We start from the raw sequence: 15,378 nt of genomic DNA on the forward strand, positions 1-15,378 counted from the left end.
CATGAAGGACACGCTCGTACTGGCTCAAGATAACGGCCGATGATCTTCTTGGCCGGGTCGATGCCTTGGCTGGTCAGGGGAACGGTGGCGGAGGTCTTGATGCTCTGGCTGTCGACGAGGCAGGCGGTGGGCTCGCTCGCACGGCCTTCGGCCTGGCGGACTTTGCCGCGTAATAGTCCGGTCAGCTCGTCGAAGATGCCGTCGGCTTCCCAGTGGGCGAAGTAGCCGTAGACGCTCTGGTGGGGCGGGAAGTCGTGGGGCAGGTAGCGCCAGGGGATGCCGGTGCGGTCGACGTAGAGGATGGCGTTCATCAGCGTGCGCAGGTCGTGGGTGGGTTTGCGGATGCCGTTGCGGTGCTGGCGCCAGGCTTCGAGGGTGGGGCGGATGAGTTCCCAGCGGGCATCGGACAGGTCGCTGGGGTAGGGCCGTGAGGGCTGCATGATGCCTGGGTATGTGGCGGCGGTCGGCCTGGGCAGGGCGTGTGCGGGGGTGTTCGGGGCGCCGGGGTACGAGTTCGCAATCCAGCATGAACCGGTGGGTTTCCAAATGGGACGGGAGCTTTACCGAGGAACCCGGCGCATTATCGAGTGCTTCATTGCCGCACAAGCCGCTTTCCTGGCAGATCGTCAAACCGGTGCCCCTGATCGGTAGCTCAAAATCGCGATGAACTACCGAATAAGCGAATCAAACGCTCACTTACGAGTTGGTGCGTGATAGGGGGTGAGGCGTCGTGCCTGGTCGGTGGCATGATTCTGGTGTGTCGATCATGGTCAATCGGGCGGTGCTGGCGCATCGGCTGTTCACCGGGATCTCCCGGCGTCATCTCGCGTCTCTGGTCGAGGAGTTGGCAGTGCCGTGGCAGGCCGGTCTCGAGGGCCGCCGGCACGCTGCACGAGGTGGGGCCAGGAAGCGGGCTGCGGGTGCCGGCGCCCGCCACCAGTTGGTGTTCGTGGACCGGCTGGTGGCCACGCTGATCCATCTGCGACACGACCTACCGCACGCGGCGCTGGGGCTGCTGTTCGGCGTCGACCGCTCCACCATCACCCGTGCGATCGCAGAAGTACGCACGCTCCTGGCCGAGCGAGGGTGCGCGGTCCCCGACCGCCCCGGCCTGCGGTTACGGACTCTGGCCGACGTGTTCGCCTACGCCCAGGCCGAAGGCATCGAGCTGCGGCTGGATGCCACCGAGATCCAGGTCCGCCGGCCGCCGGCCGGACGTGGCGGCCGGCGCGTGTTCGTGTCTGGGAAGAAGAAGCAGAACACCATGAAGGCCACCGTTATCGCCGACTGGCTTGGCCGCACGTTATGGACCGATGCCCTGCGACCTGGGCGTATGCACGACGCGACGGCTGCCCGCAACGAGGGCATCGCCATCTGCTTCCAGCACTTCCCCGACGTCGAGGTCCTTCTGGACGATGGCTATCTCGGCCTGAGCCGCGACCACCGCGGGCAAGCAATCACACCGCCCAGAAAACCGCGTCCGGGAGCACTGCCCGGCAGAGTTGAACAGTGGGAACGTGACCGCCACGGGCACTCATCCGACCGCATCACCGTCGAACACGCCCTCGCCGATCACAAACGCTGGAAGCAACTGACGCGCTGGACCCACCGCCGCGACCGCCTGCCCGACACCTACCGCGCCATCGCCAGCCTCGTATCCGATCGCACCATCAACGTCTGAAAAACAATCCACGACCAGGCCAAACACGCCCCACCCGCTATCACGCACCAACTCGTTACGAGTTGGTGCGTGATAGGGGGTGAGGCGTCGTGCCTGGTCGGTGGCATGATTCTGGTGTGTCGATCATGGTCAATCGGGCGGTGCTGGCGCATCGGCTGTTCACCGGGATCTCCCGGCGTCATCTCGCGTCTCTGGTCGAGGAGTTGGCGGTGCCGTGGCAGGCCGGTCTCGAGGGCCGCCGGCACGCTGCACGAGGTGGGGCCAGGAAGCGGGCTGCGGGTGCCGGCGCCCGCCACCAGTTGGTGTTCGTCGACCGGCTGGTGGCCACGCTGATCCATCTGCGACACGACCTACCGCACGCGGTGCTGGGGCTGCTGTTCGGCGTCGACCGCTCCACCATCACCCGTGCGATCGCAGAAGTACGCACGCTCCTGGCCGAGCGAGGGTGCGCGGTCCCCGACCGCCCCGGCCTGCGGTTACGGACTCTGGCCGACGTGTTCGCCTACGCCCAGGCCGAAGGCATCGAGCTGCGGCTGGATGCCACCGAGATCCAGGTCCGCCGGCCGCCGGCCGGACGTGGCGGCCGGCGCGTGTTCGTGTCTGGGAAGAAGAAGCAGAACACCATGAAGGCCACCGTTATCGCCGACTGGCTTGGCCGCACGTTATGGACCGATGCCCTGCGACCTGGGCGTATGCACGACGCGACGGCTGCCCGCAACGAGGGCATCGCCATCTGCTTCCAGCACTTCCCCGACGTCGAGGTCCTTCTGGACGATGGCTATCTCGGCCTGAGCCGCGACCACCGCGGGCAAGCAATCACACCGCCCAGAAAACCGCGTCCGGGAGCACTGCCCGGCAGAGTTGAACAGTGGGAACGTGACCGCCACGGGCACTCATCCGACCGCATCACCGTCGAACACGCCCTCGCCGATCACAAACGCTGGAAGCAACTGACGCGCTGGACCCACCGCCGCGACCGCCTGCCCGACACCTACCGCGCCATCGCCAGCCTCGTATCCGATCGCACCATCAACGTCTGAAAACAATCCACGACCAGGCCAGACATGCCTCACCCGCTATCACGCACCAACTCGTTAGGTTCATTGGGTGGTCGGGTGGCGGGGAGCCGCGCCCCCGCCACCCGACCATTGGACTTGGTTCGCCATCCAGATTCCATCGGCGTGAGCGGTGTTCCCTGTCGTTTTCCCGTCGGAACACGGCAGGGGGTTCAGGCGGATCGAAACGCGTGCGAGAGGGGGGTCGACCCGCATGGTTGGTGCAGGTCAACGCGCTTTCACGAGTCAGCTTACGTAACATTCGGGTTCGAGTCCCGCTCCGCTTTCCTTGGTTCAGTTCAAGGAAATGGGAGAGAGTGATGGCCGTATGGCGGCAGCGTTCACCATAATCCCCTCCGTGTGAGGGATGGGGGTGGGTGGATCAGGCCGCGTTCAGAATCTTGGGCTCTATCGGGCGCATTTCGTGAGCGCGGTGTGCATGCAAGCGGACGGAGGCATTGCGCTGCTCATCGAGCCAGGCATAAACGTCTCGCATCGGATAGCGGACGGCGCCGCCGTCGAGCTTGATGTAAGCCGGGCCCTTGCCGTCATTCCGCCAGTTGCGCAGCGTCTTGTCCGACACTGCGAGCAGCTCGGCTAGCTGCGGAGGTGCCAGCAACTGCCAAATTGTCGCGTGTTCGGTCACAGGCGTGGAGTCGCCCATTCCAAGAGCCTCCAGAGGTGTCTGTATATCCCTTTGAAGGAGATCGTTTGAGTGACTGCCTTCGAAAACAACATAGTGGGTTGTGTCGGTTTAGGCGTGGCAGAATCTTCGGGTGCGGAAGCCTGATAACCCCAGGACGGTAGAGGTGTAGTCGCTTTCGATCCCTCTCGATCCCAGATACGTCCTGCTGCATCCCTACTTGCCGGTAGTTGATGTGGCTGACGCCACACGAAACTAATGTCGATCTAGCCCGCTAGGGAGTGTCGAGTACGTGCCAGGGCATATAGAAGACCGCTGGATCAGCAAACGAACCAAGGAGAAGAGCAAGCTCTACGGCAAGGGGAAGCGTTACAAGGTCGCCGGCATCCCCGGTGTCCGTGCCCGCAGCTTCACCAAGCTCACCGACGCCAAGCAGTGGCTCGCTCATGCTCAAACCGACGTGACGCGGCAGGAGTTCGTCGACCCGCGTGAAGGAACGATCCTGCTGCGCTCGTACGTGGAGGATCGATGGTGGCCACACCAGCGGTACGCCGCCACGACCCGAGATGCGGCGCGTCGACGAATATGGGGACACGTTCTCCCGGCGCTCGGGTCGATGCCCCTGAATGCCATCACTGCGCCAGCCCTCCGAGAATGGGTTGCCCGGATGGAGGAGACTCTGTCGCCCGGGACGATCCGCACCACCTGGGGGCATCTCTCTACGATCCTCCAGGCCGCCGTCGAGGACGGCAGGCTGGTGAAGCATCCGATGAAGGGGAGCCGTACCGCTCGGCCACCGGCCAAGCCCGCGCAGAAGGCGCGGGCGTGGTCGCGCGATCAGGCGATGCGGGTACGCGCTGGGCTCCCGGAGCAATACCGCCTCGCAGTCGACTTGGGGGTGGGGCTTGGCCTGCGCCAGGGCGAGGTATTCGGACTGTCCCCGGAGGACCTCGACGCGGAGAGCGGGGTCGTACATGTCCGGCGGCAGGTCTGCATGATCGACGGCCACCTCTTCTTTGCGCTCCCCAAGGGGGGGCAAGACGCGAGAGGTCGATGCGGCACCCGGCGTCCTGGCCAGCATCAAACAGCACGCGAAGCGCTGGCAGCCGGTTGTGGTGAAACTCCCGTGGGAGAGCCCCCATGAACCTCAGAGCGAACGGCAGCGCGTCGACTGGGCTCCGCGTACCTACCCACTTTTCCTGGCTACCCGGCAGGGGCGCGCATGCAACCGCGACACATGGAACAGGCGTCTCTGGAAGCCCGCGCTCGCCTCTGCGGGACTCATCGGCAAAGTGGACCCCGATTCCGGCGGGAGCAAGTGGGAGCCGTCGCGCGGGCTCGGCTTCCATGCCCTGCGCCACACCTATGCCAGCGTCCAGCTCGAAGCCGGCGAGTCGATCGTCTCCCTCGCCCGCTGGCTTGGGCACGCCGACCCTGGCTTTACTCTGCGTACATACACGCACTTCATGCCCGACGCGGGCACGCGAGGTCGCGCCGCGATGGATGCTTGGTTCAGCGGGGAGGCGAACTCCCTGGAAACCCCCTGACGGTCATGCGGGGGTGAGGGGCAGGAAACGTGCAGGTCATTGCGGGTATGGAGCGGAACTCGATGGCGTCCCTTGTTGTGGTGTAGCCGATCAAGGTGCGGGCGTGCGCGGGCGGGTGCTCGGGGCGCACTTCTGTTGGTGCCTGCCGCTCCCTGACGCGAGGCGGGCCATCACGTAACTCTCCTTGGTGAACGCCCAGTTCAACCATGAGGAGTACGCGATGGCCCTGTCCCAGTCTGACCTGATACGGCTGCTGGAGTCACTACGCTCGTCTGATGGAATCGAGCTTGTCCGCAGTGTGGCCGAGCGGATGCTGCAGGAACTGATCGAGGCCGAGGTGAGCGCGCACATCGGTGCCGGCTGGAACGAGCACACCGCATCACGGACGGCCTTGCGCAACGGCCACCGGGACAAGACCCTGACCACGCCAGCCGGCGACCTGGACCTGGAGATTCCCAAGCTCCGGACTGGCAGCTTCTTCCCCAGCCTGCTGGAACGCCGGCGGCGTATAGATCAGGCTCTGTATGCCGTGATCATGGAGGCCTACGTTCACGGGGTCTCCACCCGCTCGGTCGATGACCTGGTCAAGGCCCTGGGCGGGGACAGCGGGATCTCGAAGAGTGAGGTCTCCCGGATCTGCGGCGAGCTCGACGAGCCGCTGACCGCGTTCCGCACCCGTCCCCTGGACCACACCAGGTTCCCCTACCTCTACCTGGACGCGACGTACTGCAAGGTGCGGGTGAACCATCAGATCGTCTCCCAGGCCGTCGTCATCGCTACCGGCATCACCGAGGACGGCGGCCGCGAGGTCCTGGGGGTCGCCGTGGGTGACAGCGAGACCGAAGCATTCTGGAGCGAGTTCCTGCGCTCGCTCCGCGCCCGCGGCCTGGGCGGCATCTGCCTCGTCATCGCAGACCACCACAGCGGACTGGTGGCCGCTATCCGCAAGGTGATGCTGGGTTCCTCCTATCAGCGGTGCCGCGTTCACTTCCTGCGCAACTGCTTCGCGCACATCCCCAAAGGTGCTGGTGAGATGGTGGCCGCGACAATCCGGACCATCTTCGCCCAGCCCGCCACGGCACTGGTGCGGACCCAGCTGGACACCGTCGCCGACATGCTCGGCGAGCAGTTCCCCAAGGTGAAAGAGATGCTCCTGGCAGCGAAGGAGGACCTGACCGCGTTCGCGGTCTTCCCACTCCAGCACTGGAAGAAGATCCAGTCCACCAACCCCCTTGAACGGCTGAACCGGGAGATCAAGCGCAGAACCGACGTCGTGCAGGTCTTCCCCAACCCCGACGCCCTCGAGCGCCTGGTCACCGCCGTGCTCTTCGAACTGCACGACGAATGGATCGCCTTCCCCCGTCGGTACCTGCCCGAAGGCAGCATGACCGAGCTCTACTCCGAGCTCCCCGAACGCACCCCCGCACTACCCCACACCACCAACAAGCCCACCGATTGATCGGCTACACCACGAAGGGGGACATGACCCGGAACTCATGCGGTTGACGTTCATCTGGAGACGGTCGGCTTCGCGGGCGCGCCCCGCGTGCTGGGCGTGGACGGTCAAGGGCGTGAGGTTCTGACCCACCTCGACGGCGATGTGTCGGGCGAGGAGCTGCCCTGGTCGGCGTAGGTGCGCTCCGAGACCGCGCTGAGGCAGGTGGGGGGCGTGGGCGCGGAGGCTGCACGATGTGACCGAGTTCTTTGTCCCGCCACTCGATGCGCGCTGGCTCGCCGGACAGACGTGGCGGCGCGGACTGATCATCGGGCACCACGACGCCACACCGTGGAACGCGGTCTGGCGCGACGGGGGCCTCGCGGGTTTCTTCGACTGGGACACCGCCGGGCACTCAACGCGGGAGTTCGGTTTGGCCTTCATGGCGTTGACCTGGGTTCCCCTGCACGCACGCGGGTTCGCCGGAGCTGGACCGCCTTCACCGCCTCCAGGCCCGTTCCCGGCGCCTGCACCTGCTGCTCGACGCCTACGGATACGAGGGCGACCGCCCGCAGTTCCAAGCTGTCGTGGCGCAGCGGGCCAGAACCAACGCGGACGTCATCCGCTGCATGGCCGCCGGCGGCGACCCGGTCTACACGGCCCTGGAGCCGGTTGTCGCCGACCTCGATCAGGCGGCCCGCGAAGTCGACCTGCTGCCCGGTTCCTTCTGGCTGCCCCCGGACCGCGGCCACGGTACCCCCCTGTCACACCGGGCCGTCCGCACCGCCCGCACTGACACCACGGGACCCGACCGCCACGGCAGATAACGGGCGCATCGAACCTCTGGCCGGTTCCCCGGATCCCTGCCATGGCTGCGATACGGCGCTGCTCACAGTGATTCGATCCACTCGCCGGGCTCTTCCAGCACATAGGAGGCGCCGGCCGCTGGCGACTCGCGGGCCGTACCGTCGCACGACGCAGGGGGCTCCGGGATGGTCGCCGCCTGCGGAATCGCGACCGCGCACGCGGCACAGGCGTCGGCGAGCTGCCAGGTCCGGCCCCAGTCTGCCCGGATCAGTACCAGTTGCTCTGAGCCTCGCTCTCGCCCGGGCCTGGAGCCAGGAGCTTCGCGAGGCCGCCGCGGAGAAGGAAGGCGAGCGGCTCCGCGGCATCGTGTCCACCGCTTTCCTCTACCTGCGCGAAGCAGGAGAGGGCCGCAGGGCGGGCCGGATCGAGCGCGGCCTGAACGGGAGGTAGCTCAAGTCGGTCGGAGTGTCAGTGGTCGCCGCCATACTCAGAAGATGTGCAACTGACTTTCAGGCGCATGTCCAGGAGTCCTCGACCGAGTAGGAACGAATTGACACCCGAGAGCGACGCGGTGCCTGACCGCGACCCGTACCTTCTGGCGCAGATGCGAGAGGCCTTCGGGCGCGTGGTCTACAGCCACAAGACCCATGAGAAGCAGGCGGACATCTGCTTCACCAAGCACCGGTGGCAGCAGGGCGTCCTCATTGCTCTCACCGCGATCAGCTCGGGCACCTTCCTTGCCGCGGTGGTCGGCCTGCTCGGCAACGCAGTGCTGACGAGCCTCGCGACCTCTTCTATCGCGCTCCTGGTCAGCTGGATGAGCCTTGGGACGAAGACCTTCAAGTTCGAGGAGGAGTCCGAGGCTCACCGCGGCATCGCCTCTCGGCTGTGGGACGTCCGGGAGTCCTACATCTCCCTCATCGCCGACCTGATGTCCGGCACCGTCTCGGGCGCGGAGGGCCGAGAGCGGCGGGACGAGCTGCAGCAGGCCGCGCGCGACGCGTACGCCGACGCGCCCAGGACGAGCAGCAGGGCGTTCACGCGCGCCCAGGGTGGGCTTCAGAACAACGAGGAGATGACGTTCACCTCGCGCGAGATCGACCTCTTCCTCCCGGAGGCGCTCCGGCTCGGCGAAGGCGAGGCATGACGATGAAGACCTCAGAGATCTTCGAAACGCTGCTCGAGAACCTGAAGGTCGGGGAGCTGGCCACGACGGTCGCCTCGCGCCGGGACGAGATCACGAAGGCGCTCAACAAGGACTTCCGCGACAAGGACAGCTGCACCGACTACAAGCTGATGGTCGGATCGTTCGGCCGGCACACCGCGATCAAGGGCCTGTCCGACCTCGACATGATCTTCATCCTTCCGTCCAGGATCCGGTCGAGCTACGACGGGCACACCGGCCCGCGGAGGATTCTCGAGAGGGTTCGCGACGACCTCAAGGCGCGGTACAAGAACACGGAGATCCGCGTCGACCAGTGCGTCGTCCGAGTGCGGTTCACGTCCAACGCCTTCAAGTTCGAGGTCCAGCCGGCATTCGAGAACGCCGATGGCAGCTTCGACTACCCGGACACGAAGGCTGAGGGCTGGAAGGTCACCAAGCCGCGCGAGGAGATCGCCGCGACCAAGGAGTGCAACGACCGCACCTCGACGAACATGCGCCACCTCGCCCGGATGGCACGGGCATGGAAGAACGCGAACGGCGTAAACATGGGCGGCCTGCTCATCGACACCCTCGTCTACAATTTCTTCGACCAGACCGACGACTACGACGCAGCGGGCACAGGCTCGTTCGACCTCATGGCCCGCGACTTCTTCGAATTCCTCAAAGATCAACCAGAGCAGGAGTACTACCTGGCGCTGGGCAGCCGGCAGCGGGTCCACGTCAAGGCGCCGTTCCAGCCGAAGGCGAAGAAGGCGTACAACCGATGCCTCGAGGCGATCGCGGACGAAGGCAAGACGTCCGCCAACAAGAAGTGGCGCGAGGTCTTCGGCACGTCGGTGCCGCTGGCGAAGAGCGCGAGCGAGTCGTCCCGGTCGTTCAGGGACACCGAGGAGTTCATCGAGGACGAGTTCCCGGTCGACGTCTCCGAGACAGTGTCCATCGACTGCGAGGTCACGCAGGCCGGATGGCGTCCGACCTGGCTCCGCGCGATGCGTCGCGGCGGGATCCTGCTCAAGGCCGACAAGAGCTTGAGGTTCGTGGTCACCAGCTGCTCGGTCGGGGAGCCCTACACACTCAAGTGGAAGGTGCTCAATCGTGGTCCGGAAGCCGAGCGGCGGGACAAGATCCGCGGCCAGATCGTCGACTCGAGCAAGCGGGGAGTCCGCATCGAGCACTCGGACTTCAAGGGCGAGCACGTCGTCGAGTGCTACGTCGTCAAGGACGGGGTCGTCGTCGCTCGGGACCGGATCGACGTGCCGGTCAGTAACACGAGCGTAAAGACGGCGAACGTCTTGTAGGGAACGGATCCTCGGAGCGCGACGAGGCCCCGCCGAATCTGCCGGGGTCTCGTCGCATCAGGCGCATCCGCCCGTAGGGTTGAAGCATGAGCAGTTCTCTCGCAGCCATGTCCGAGTCCCTGCTCAACGCCGAGATGGCCTTCGCGGGCAAGTGGTACGGCGTTCGCTGCGCTGCTGAGCTGCGTTCCGAGGATCCCAGCAGGTTCGCAGAGCAGATCGTCGGCCTGCTCCGCGACGAAGCAGATGCCGCGGAAGCGGAGTTCCGGCGGCTTCGAGACCTCGGCTGAGGCTGGTTCTCCGTCAGACGCTTCCGGAGAATGGTGCCGTGGAACGGCGGATTGACTTCTGGCGCGAGCGGCAGATGCTCTGTGGGCGCTGCGATCATCGGTGGCGCGTCGATCTGGACTGGATCGATCGGTGGGAGCAGGCGAAGGAGACCTGCCCCGGCTGCGGCATGGCCTGCGAGCACGAGGACTCGCCTCGGGTGACGCTCGACTCCGGCGACCCGGCGCTCGACGACGACGGGTTCGCGCAGTTCTCCTGGTACCACACGAGCACGCAGCCGGACTGGCCGACGCGGCACTTCGACCCGGCAGCCGTCTTGACTCCCGAGACCCGCAGGAGGATGGGCGGAGAGCAGCGGGTTTCCGCGTGGGCCGCGCGCCAGCGGGCGAAGGCTCTCCACGTCGGCACGTACGAGGCCGCTGTCCACAACATGCTGCGCCGGATCCGCGACCAGGCCAACCAGCGCAGCCAGTTCTATCTGTATCGGGTCCGTCTGAAGCCATCCGTCGTGGTGCGGGAGGGGTGGCTCGTCGACCCCAGCAACTTCGTCGGCGACGTCGGGCTCGACGAGGTCTGCCCGCCGGGCGTCGACGTCGCCCGCTACCTGAACTTCCACGAGGATCCGGGAGGGCTCTCGCTCGCGCTGGGGAGGGACGCGATCGCCAGCGTTCAGCGGATCGCTGTTCCGCTCCCCGACACCTGGGATGGCGGCTGGGTGCGCGATGCCGTTGCGGCTCTCGAGGGAGTGAGCGGCACCGTCGTCCCGGCGACCGGCAAGCTGGCCCGCTTCATGCGGCCGTCTTCGTCGCGAGCCGTCCTGGGCCGAGAGCTCGGTGCGTTCCTGGCTGGCAGACTGCCGGTCAACCTCCAGGACCAGTTCGCGTCGGCCGCGGCGTTCGCGGAGGGAGAGGATCCTGAGCAGTGGGCGCGACGGACCAGCGGCCTGTTCGATCTGATCGACGATCCGACTCGCGTGCTGGCTGCGCTCGACCAGCAAGATCCCCGGGAGGTCTGAGAACGGTCTGTCCGCTCCTGAGGGGCAGGAAGCCCGGAGGTCGCTGTCGGTCTTCCAGGTTGGCGCCGCCCTGAGTCGGGAGAGCGGGAGCAGGGGCTTTGGGGTTGGCTGCAGTCGCCGAGGTACCAGGTCGAGCTCTGCCGTCCTTGCCCGACCCGCAGTCTCCGCAGCCAACCGCTTGGTTTGAGGACCGTCTCGTAGACGGTCCGGAGTGTCGTCCGGGCGGACGGAACGCCCTCGCGTGGAGGTTGAGTCCGTGGTGATCAAGCGCCTGGGCGCTCTGCCTGTCGCTGCCGAGTTTCTGCGTCGGCTGGACGTCGTGGGATCGTCGACGGGCTGCGGCCACCGGATTCGCGGGCGGACCTGACGCACGGTCAGGTCATCGAGGTACTGGTGGCGAACCGGCTGACCGCTCCCGCGCCGCTGTTCCGAGTCGGGGACTGGGCGTACTCGTGTGAGGCCGTCAAGGGTCTTGGTGGAGGCCGATGCGTGTCCCGGCTGGTGCATTGACGGGTCTCATCGGTGTTTTGCTGGGGGCTTCGGCGATCAGTGGCGTTGTCGCGTCCGGCCGGTGGCAGTGAGACGTCTCCTCAGGGACACCACCGGAACTCGAAGATGTCCATGGCGAGACGCCGACGTATCAATCGGGTGGGAGGGCCGGGTGACCGGCCCTCCCACCCGATTGATGCTCCGTCAGAAGAGCAGCTCAGGCTCAACTTCCGAGGAGCATCCTCCGCGGTTACCTACAGCGAGGACCCCGGGGGGACGACCGTCGGCCACTCCCAGTCGGCGAAGAGCACGACGACGCAGACGGCCCGCGCTGACCTGAGTGCAGACGATGTCCTCGTCGTCCAGTCATATCCCGGTGTGCCGGCCCTCGGGCCACCATCGGGTGTGGCTCGGCCCACGGCGTGGTGCGCGGTAGCGCGGGACGGTGCAGATCTCATGGGCCGAACGGCGGGCGAGGAGCGTCCGTGAGTCGGTCTGGTGGAGGGGCCTTTCGGGGATGGGCGGCGTGCGGCGGAGCCGGTGCGCGTGCTCAAAATCAGTCAGGAGCTGGGCGAGGTCGCGGAGGCCCTTCACGGCGCGGCGGTGGTGGAGCACCAGCTCCAGGGCCGCGCGCCGGATGGGATCACCGGCGGCTGGGGGCATCCGGCTCCTCCAGGTCCTCGCGATCAACGGGGACATGGGGGAAGTCGCCATAGCGGTGTACGGGGCACGGGTCTGCACGGTGAGGGAGTGGAGGTGACGCACACGTGGGAGGACATGGAAGCGCGCCTCGGCTGGCTTATCCTCACGGGCGCCGCGCTGGACGACCTCACCGGGTGCTGCCTGGGACACGGTGGATGAGCGGCTGCGCTTCCGCGTGGCGAGGGTCGCGGCCTTGGCCGGACATGAACCTCAGCTGACCCGCTCTACCCTCTGTGCGGAAGGGCCCGCACGTCCGTGCGGGCCCTTCCGTGTCATCCCCTACTTTGCGGACGCACACGTCCTCGTGGGGCGTATCCCGCCTCCCCGGTGGGAGATGAGTGGGAGACAAGTGGGAGATGATCATGGCGTGGTGCTGCAATCAGGCGCTAGAAAATGCTAGATAGCGCTACCTGTGCGGCCCTGGTTCAGCCGCCGGATTCGCCCGCATGCGGGCTGAGCACACCCATGCTGACCAGCACAATCACCACCACACCGAGGACAATGCGGTACCAGACGAACGGCATGAAGCTCTTGGTCGAGATGTACTTCATGAACCAGGCGATGACGGCGTAGCCGGTCACGAAGGCGATCACCGTCGCGAAGATCGTCGGGCCCCAGGACACGTGGTCGCTCTCCATCGCGTCCTTGAGCTCGAACAGGCCGGAGGCGAGTACGGCCGGGATCGCGAGGAGGAAGGAGTAGCGGGCCGCGGACTCGCGGGAGTAGCCCATGAAGAGGCCGCCGCTGATGGTGGCGCCGGAGCGCGAGACTCCGGGGATGAGCGCCGCGGACTGGCACAGGCCGAAGATCAGGCCGTCCCTCACGCCCAGGTCCTCAAGTCCCTTGCGCTGCTTGGCGGCGCGGTGCCGGCCGCCCGACTCGTCGCGTGCCGCCAGCCGGTCCGCGATGCCGATGATGATGCCGACGACGATCAGCATCGTGGCCGTGATGCGCAGGTCGCGGAAGGGGCCCTCGATCTGGTCCTTGAGCGTCAGGCCCAGCACGCCGATCGGGATCGAGCCGACGATCACCAGCCAGCCCATCTGGGCGTCGTGGTCCTGCCGCATCTCCTTGTTGGTCAGCGAGCGCAGCCACGCCGAGATGATCCGCCCGATGTCCTTGCGGAAGTAGATCAGTACGGCAATCTCCGTGCCGATCTGCGTGATCGCCGTGAAGGCCGCACCGGGGTCCTCCCATCCCGAGAACGCCGCGGTCAGTCGCAGGTGCGCGCTGGAGGACACGGGGAGGAACTCGGTCAGCCCCTGGACGAGTCCGAGGATGAGGGATTCAAACCAAGACATGAAGTTACGGAGTCCAAGTGCTGATGGTGGCAAGGGATGAAGGGGGGACACCGCGTCGGCGGCGCAGTGATCGCGGGTGTCGAGGGGCAGCGTAGCGTCCCTCGAAGTCGGCTCCGGCACAGGGGCCTGGCTCCGGCCGCGGCACCGGGCCTCAGGCTGCCGTCGGTCCCGTCACCGTCCATCCGGGCGCCTGGGGGTGCGCCGTGAGGTCCTGGTGGTGCACCGCGCCGCCACAGGCCCGGCAGGTGACGACCGCGACCAGTTCGTTGCCGCAGGTGTGCTCGATCACCATGGGGCGGTCGCCGTCCGTGCGGAGGTGGCGGTCGCCCCACGCCATGAGGGTCATCAGGACCGGCTCCAGTTCCAGCCCCGCGGGCGTGGGCCGGTACTCGAACCGCTGGGGGCGCTCGCTGTAGGCGCGCTTGGTCAGGATGCCGGCGTCGACGAGGCGGCGCAGCCGGGTGGCCAGGATGTCGCGCGGGGCGCCGATGTTGCGCACGAGCTGGTCGAAGCGGCCGTTGCCCAGACACACCTCGCGCAGGACGAGCAGCGAGTACTTCTCGCCGACGAGCGCCAGTGCGTCGGCAATGGAACAGGGGCGCGGGTCTTTGGTGGCGGCCATGGGGTTCAGTTTAGGGGGAGGGTTCGACTTTCCAACTGGGAGGGTTTGATTTTCCAACTCGCCAGGCTATGGTGAGTTGGACTTTCCTACTCACCGGTAATCGCGCCGGCGGGAACCCCGGCGGCCAAGGAGGCCCGCACCATGCGTGACGCAGTCATCGTCGAAGCCGTACGCACCCCGATAGGCAAGGGCAAGCCGAACGGTGCCCTGGCGCACGTCCACCCCGTCGAACTCCTCGCCCACACCCTGCGCACCCTTGTCGAGCGCTCGGGCGTCGACCCGGCGCTGATCGACGACGTCATCGGCGGCACCGTCGACCAGGTCGGCGAGCAGGCCATGAACACCACCCGCTACGCCGCCCTGTCGGCAGGCTTCCCGGAGACGGTCCCGGCGACCACCGTGGACCGCCAGTGCGGCTCCTCCCAGCAGGCCGTGCACTTCGCCGCCCAGGGCGTCATCGCGGGCGCGTACGACATGGTCGTCGCCTGCGGGGTCGAGTCGATGAGCCGGGTGCCGATGTGGTCGAACGTGCCGCCCGGCAAGGACCCCTTCGGCCCCGGCATCGTCGAGCGCTACCCCGAGGGGCTCGTCCCGCAGGGCATCAGCGCCGAGCTCATCGCGGCCAAGTGGTCGATCACGCGGGAGCAGATGGACGCGTTCGCCGTCTCCTCGCACCACAAGGCCGCCGCGGCCTGGGACAAGGGCCTCTTCGACGCCGAGGTCGCGCCCCTGGACGGAGTCTCGCGCGACGAGTGCGTACGACCCGGGAGCACCCCGGAGATCCTCGCCGGCCTCAAGCCCGCCTACCAGGACCCCGCCTTCGCCGAGCGCTTCCCGCAGATCGAGTGGAACGTCACCGCGGGCAACGCGAGCCCCATCAACGACGGCGCCTCCGCCGTGCTCATCACGTCCGGTGAGACGGCCGCCCGGCTCGGCCTGCGCCCCCTTGCCCGGCTGCACAGCTTCGCCGTGACCGGCTCGGACCCCGTCCTCATGCTCACCGGGGTGATACCGGCGACGGAGAAGGTGCTCCGCCGGGCGAACCTGTCCCTCGGCGACATCGACCTGTTCGAGGTCAACGAGGCCTTCTCCAGCGTGGTGCTCGCCTGGCGGCAGGAGACCGGCGCCGATCTCGCCAAGGTCAATGTGCACGGCGGCGCGATCGCGATCGGCCACCCGCTCGGCGCCAGCGGCACCCGACTGACGACGACCCTGGTGCACGCGATGCGCGAGCGCGGCGCCCGCTACGCCCTGCAGACGATGTGCGAGGCGGGCGGACTCGCCAACGCGATGATCCTGGAGTCGGCGTAGCCGCCCTCGCAGCAGGCGAAAC

Annotated in this window: 15 protein-coding genes and 2 pseudogenes; 12 read left to right on the plus strand and 5 right to left on the minus strand. The window is 67.0% G+C overall.

Annotated features, from left to right (window positions below; genetic code table 11):
• Positions 1-32 precede the first annotated feature (32 nt).
• Positions 33-440: pseudogene (locus OG331_RS41020) on the minus strand (transposase); the annotation flags it as partial.
• A 326-nt stretch (positions 441-766) separates the two neighbouring features.
• On the opposite strand from OG331_RS41020, the gene OG331_RS41025 reads away from it, so the two are divergent.
• Both OG331_RS41025 and OG331_RS41030 read left to right on the plus strand, forming a co-directional pair.
• Complete coding sequence (locus OG331_RS41025; RefSeq protein WP_384194982.1) at positions 767-1,681, plus strand: transposase family protein; 915 nt, start codon at positions 767-769, stop codon at positions 1,679-1,681.
• Positions 1,682-1,806: 125 nt separating this feature from the next.
• Positions 1,807-2,721, plus strand: a complete 915-nt coding sequence (locus OG331_RS41030; protein WP_406210635.1) for a transposase family protein — start codon at positions 1,807-1,809, stop codon at positions 2,719-2,721.
• 397 nt (positions 2,722-3,118) lie between these two features.
• On the opposite strand, the gene OG331_RS41035 is transcribed toward OG331_RS41030, so the two are convergent.
• Positions 3,119-3,400: a helix-turn-helix transcriptional regulator gene (locus OG331_RS41035; protein ID WP_406206476.1), complete on the minus strand. Its 282-nt coding sequence runs from the start codon at positions 3,398-3,400 to the stop codon at positions 3,119-3,121.
• 271 nt (positions 3,401-3,671) lie between these two features.
• On the opposite strand from OG331_RS41035, the gene xerC reads away from it, so the two are divergent.
• The 9 genes and pseudogenes from xerC to OG331_RS41080 all read left to right on the plus strand — a co-directional run bounded on the left by xerC (position 3,672) and on the right by OG331_RS41080 (position 10,931).
• Positions 3,672-4,523 (plus strand): tyrosine recombinase XerC, encoded by an 852-nt coding sequence (gene xerC / locus OG331_RS41040; RefSeq protein ID WP_406206479.1) that lies wholly within the window; start codon positions 3,672-3,674, stop codon positions 4,521-4,523.
• A gap of 148 nt (positions 4,524-4,671) precedes the next feature.
• Positions 4,672-4,926, plus strand: coding sequence for a hypothetical protein (locus tag OG331_RS41045; protein WP_406206482.1), 255 nt, complete (start codon positions 4,672-4,674; stop codon positions 4,924-4,926).
• A gap of 220 nt (positions 4,927-5,146) precedes the next feature.
• Positions 5,147-6,385: an IS256 family transposase gene (locus OG331_RS41050; RefSeq protein ID WP_406209680.1), complete on the plus strand. Its 1,239-nt coding sequence runs from the start codon at positions 5,147-5,149 to the stop codon at positions 6,383-6,385.
• A gap of 232 nt (positions 6,386-6,617) precedes the next feature.
• Positions 6,618-6,809, plus strand: a pseudogene (locus OG331_RS41055) (phosphotransferase); the annotation flags it as partial.
• A gap of 139 nt (positions 6,810-6,948) precedes the next feature.
• On the plus strand, positions 6,949-7,188 hold the full coding sequence (locus OG331_RS41060; RefSeq protein ID WP_406210941.1) for a hypothetical protein: 240 nt from the start codon (positions 6,949-6,951) through the stop codon (positions 7,186-7,188).
• Between the two features lie 530 nt (positions 7,189-7,718).
• Positions 7,719-8,315: an SLATT domain-containing protein gene (locus tag OG331_RS41065; RefSeq protein WP_406206485.1), complete on the plus strand. Its 597-nt coding sequence runs from the start codon at positions 7,719-7,721 to the stop codon at positions 8,313-8,315.
• Positions 8,312-9,631 (plus strand): SMODS domain-containing nucleotidyltransferase, encoded by a 1,320-nt coding sequence (locus OG331_RS41070; RefSeq protein ID WP_406206488.1) that lies wholly within the window; start codon positions 8,312-8,314, stop codon positions 9,629-9,631. Before OG331_RS41065 ends, OG331_RS41070 begins: the two co-directional genes overlap by 4 nt.
• A gap of 86 nt (positions 9,632-9,717) precedes the next feature.
• The gene (locus OG331_RS41075; RefSeq protein ID WP_406206491.1) at positions 9,718-9,918 is read left to right on the plus strand and encodes a hypothetical protein; all 201 of its coding nucleotides are present in this window, start codon (positions 9,718-9,720) and stop codon (positions 9,916-9,918) included.
• Positions 9,919-10,115: 197 nt separating this feature from the next.
• Positions 10,116-10,931, plus strand: a complete 816-nt coding sequence (locus OG331_RS41080) for a hypothetical protein (RefSeq protein ID WP_406206494.1) — start codon at positions 10,116-10,118, stop codon at positions 10,929-10,931.
• A gap of 855 nt (positions 10,932-11,786) precedes the next feature.
• On the opposite strand, the gene OG331_RS41085 is transcribed toward OG331_RS41080, so the two are convergent.
• The 3 genes from OG331_RS41085 to OG331_RS41095 form a co-directional block, all read right to left on the minus strand.
• Entirely contained in the window at positions 11,787-12,083 is a 297-nt protein-coding gene (locus OG331_RS41085) for a hypothetical protein (protein ID WP_406206497.1), read from the minus strand.
• A gap of 464 nt (positions 12,084-12,547) precedes the next feature.
• Positions 12,548-13,423 (minus strand): undecaprenyl-diphosphate phosphatase, encoded by an 876-nt coding sequence (locus OG331_RS41090; protein WP_406206500.1) that lies wholly within the window; start codon positions 13,421-13,423, stop codon positions 12,548-12,550.
• Positions 13,424-13,574: 151 nt separating this feature from the next.
• The gene (locus tag OG331_RS41095) at positions 13,575-14,045 is read right to left on the minus strand and encodes a helix-turn-helix domain-containing protein (protein WP_362378810.1); all 471 of its coding nucleotides are present in this window, start codon (positions 14,043-14,045) and stop codon (positions 13,575-13,577) included.
• Positions 14,046-14,186: 141 nt separating this feature from the next.
• Between OG331_RS41095 and OG331_RS41100 the strand changes: the two genes are divergently transcribed.
• Positions 14,187-15,356 carry a thiolase family protein gene (locus OG331_RS41100; protein ID WP_406206502.1) on the plus strand — a complete coding sequence of 390 codons (1,170 nt, stop codon included), beginning with the start codon at positions 14,187-14,189 and terminating at the stop codon, positions 15,354-15,356.
• Positions 15,357-15,378: the final 22 nt, after the last annotated feature.

It is taken from the genome of Streptomyces sp. NBC_01017 (genome assembly GCF_045162795.1).
Taxonomy (GTDB): Bacteria; Actinomycetota; Actinomycetes; order Streptomycetales; family Streptomycetaceae; genus Streptomyces; species Streptomyces machairae.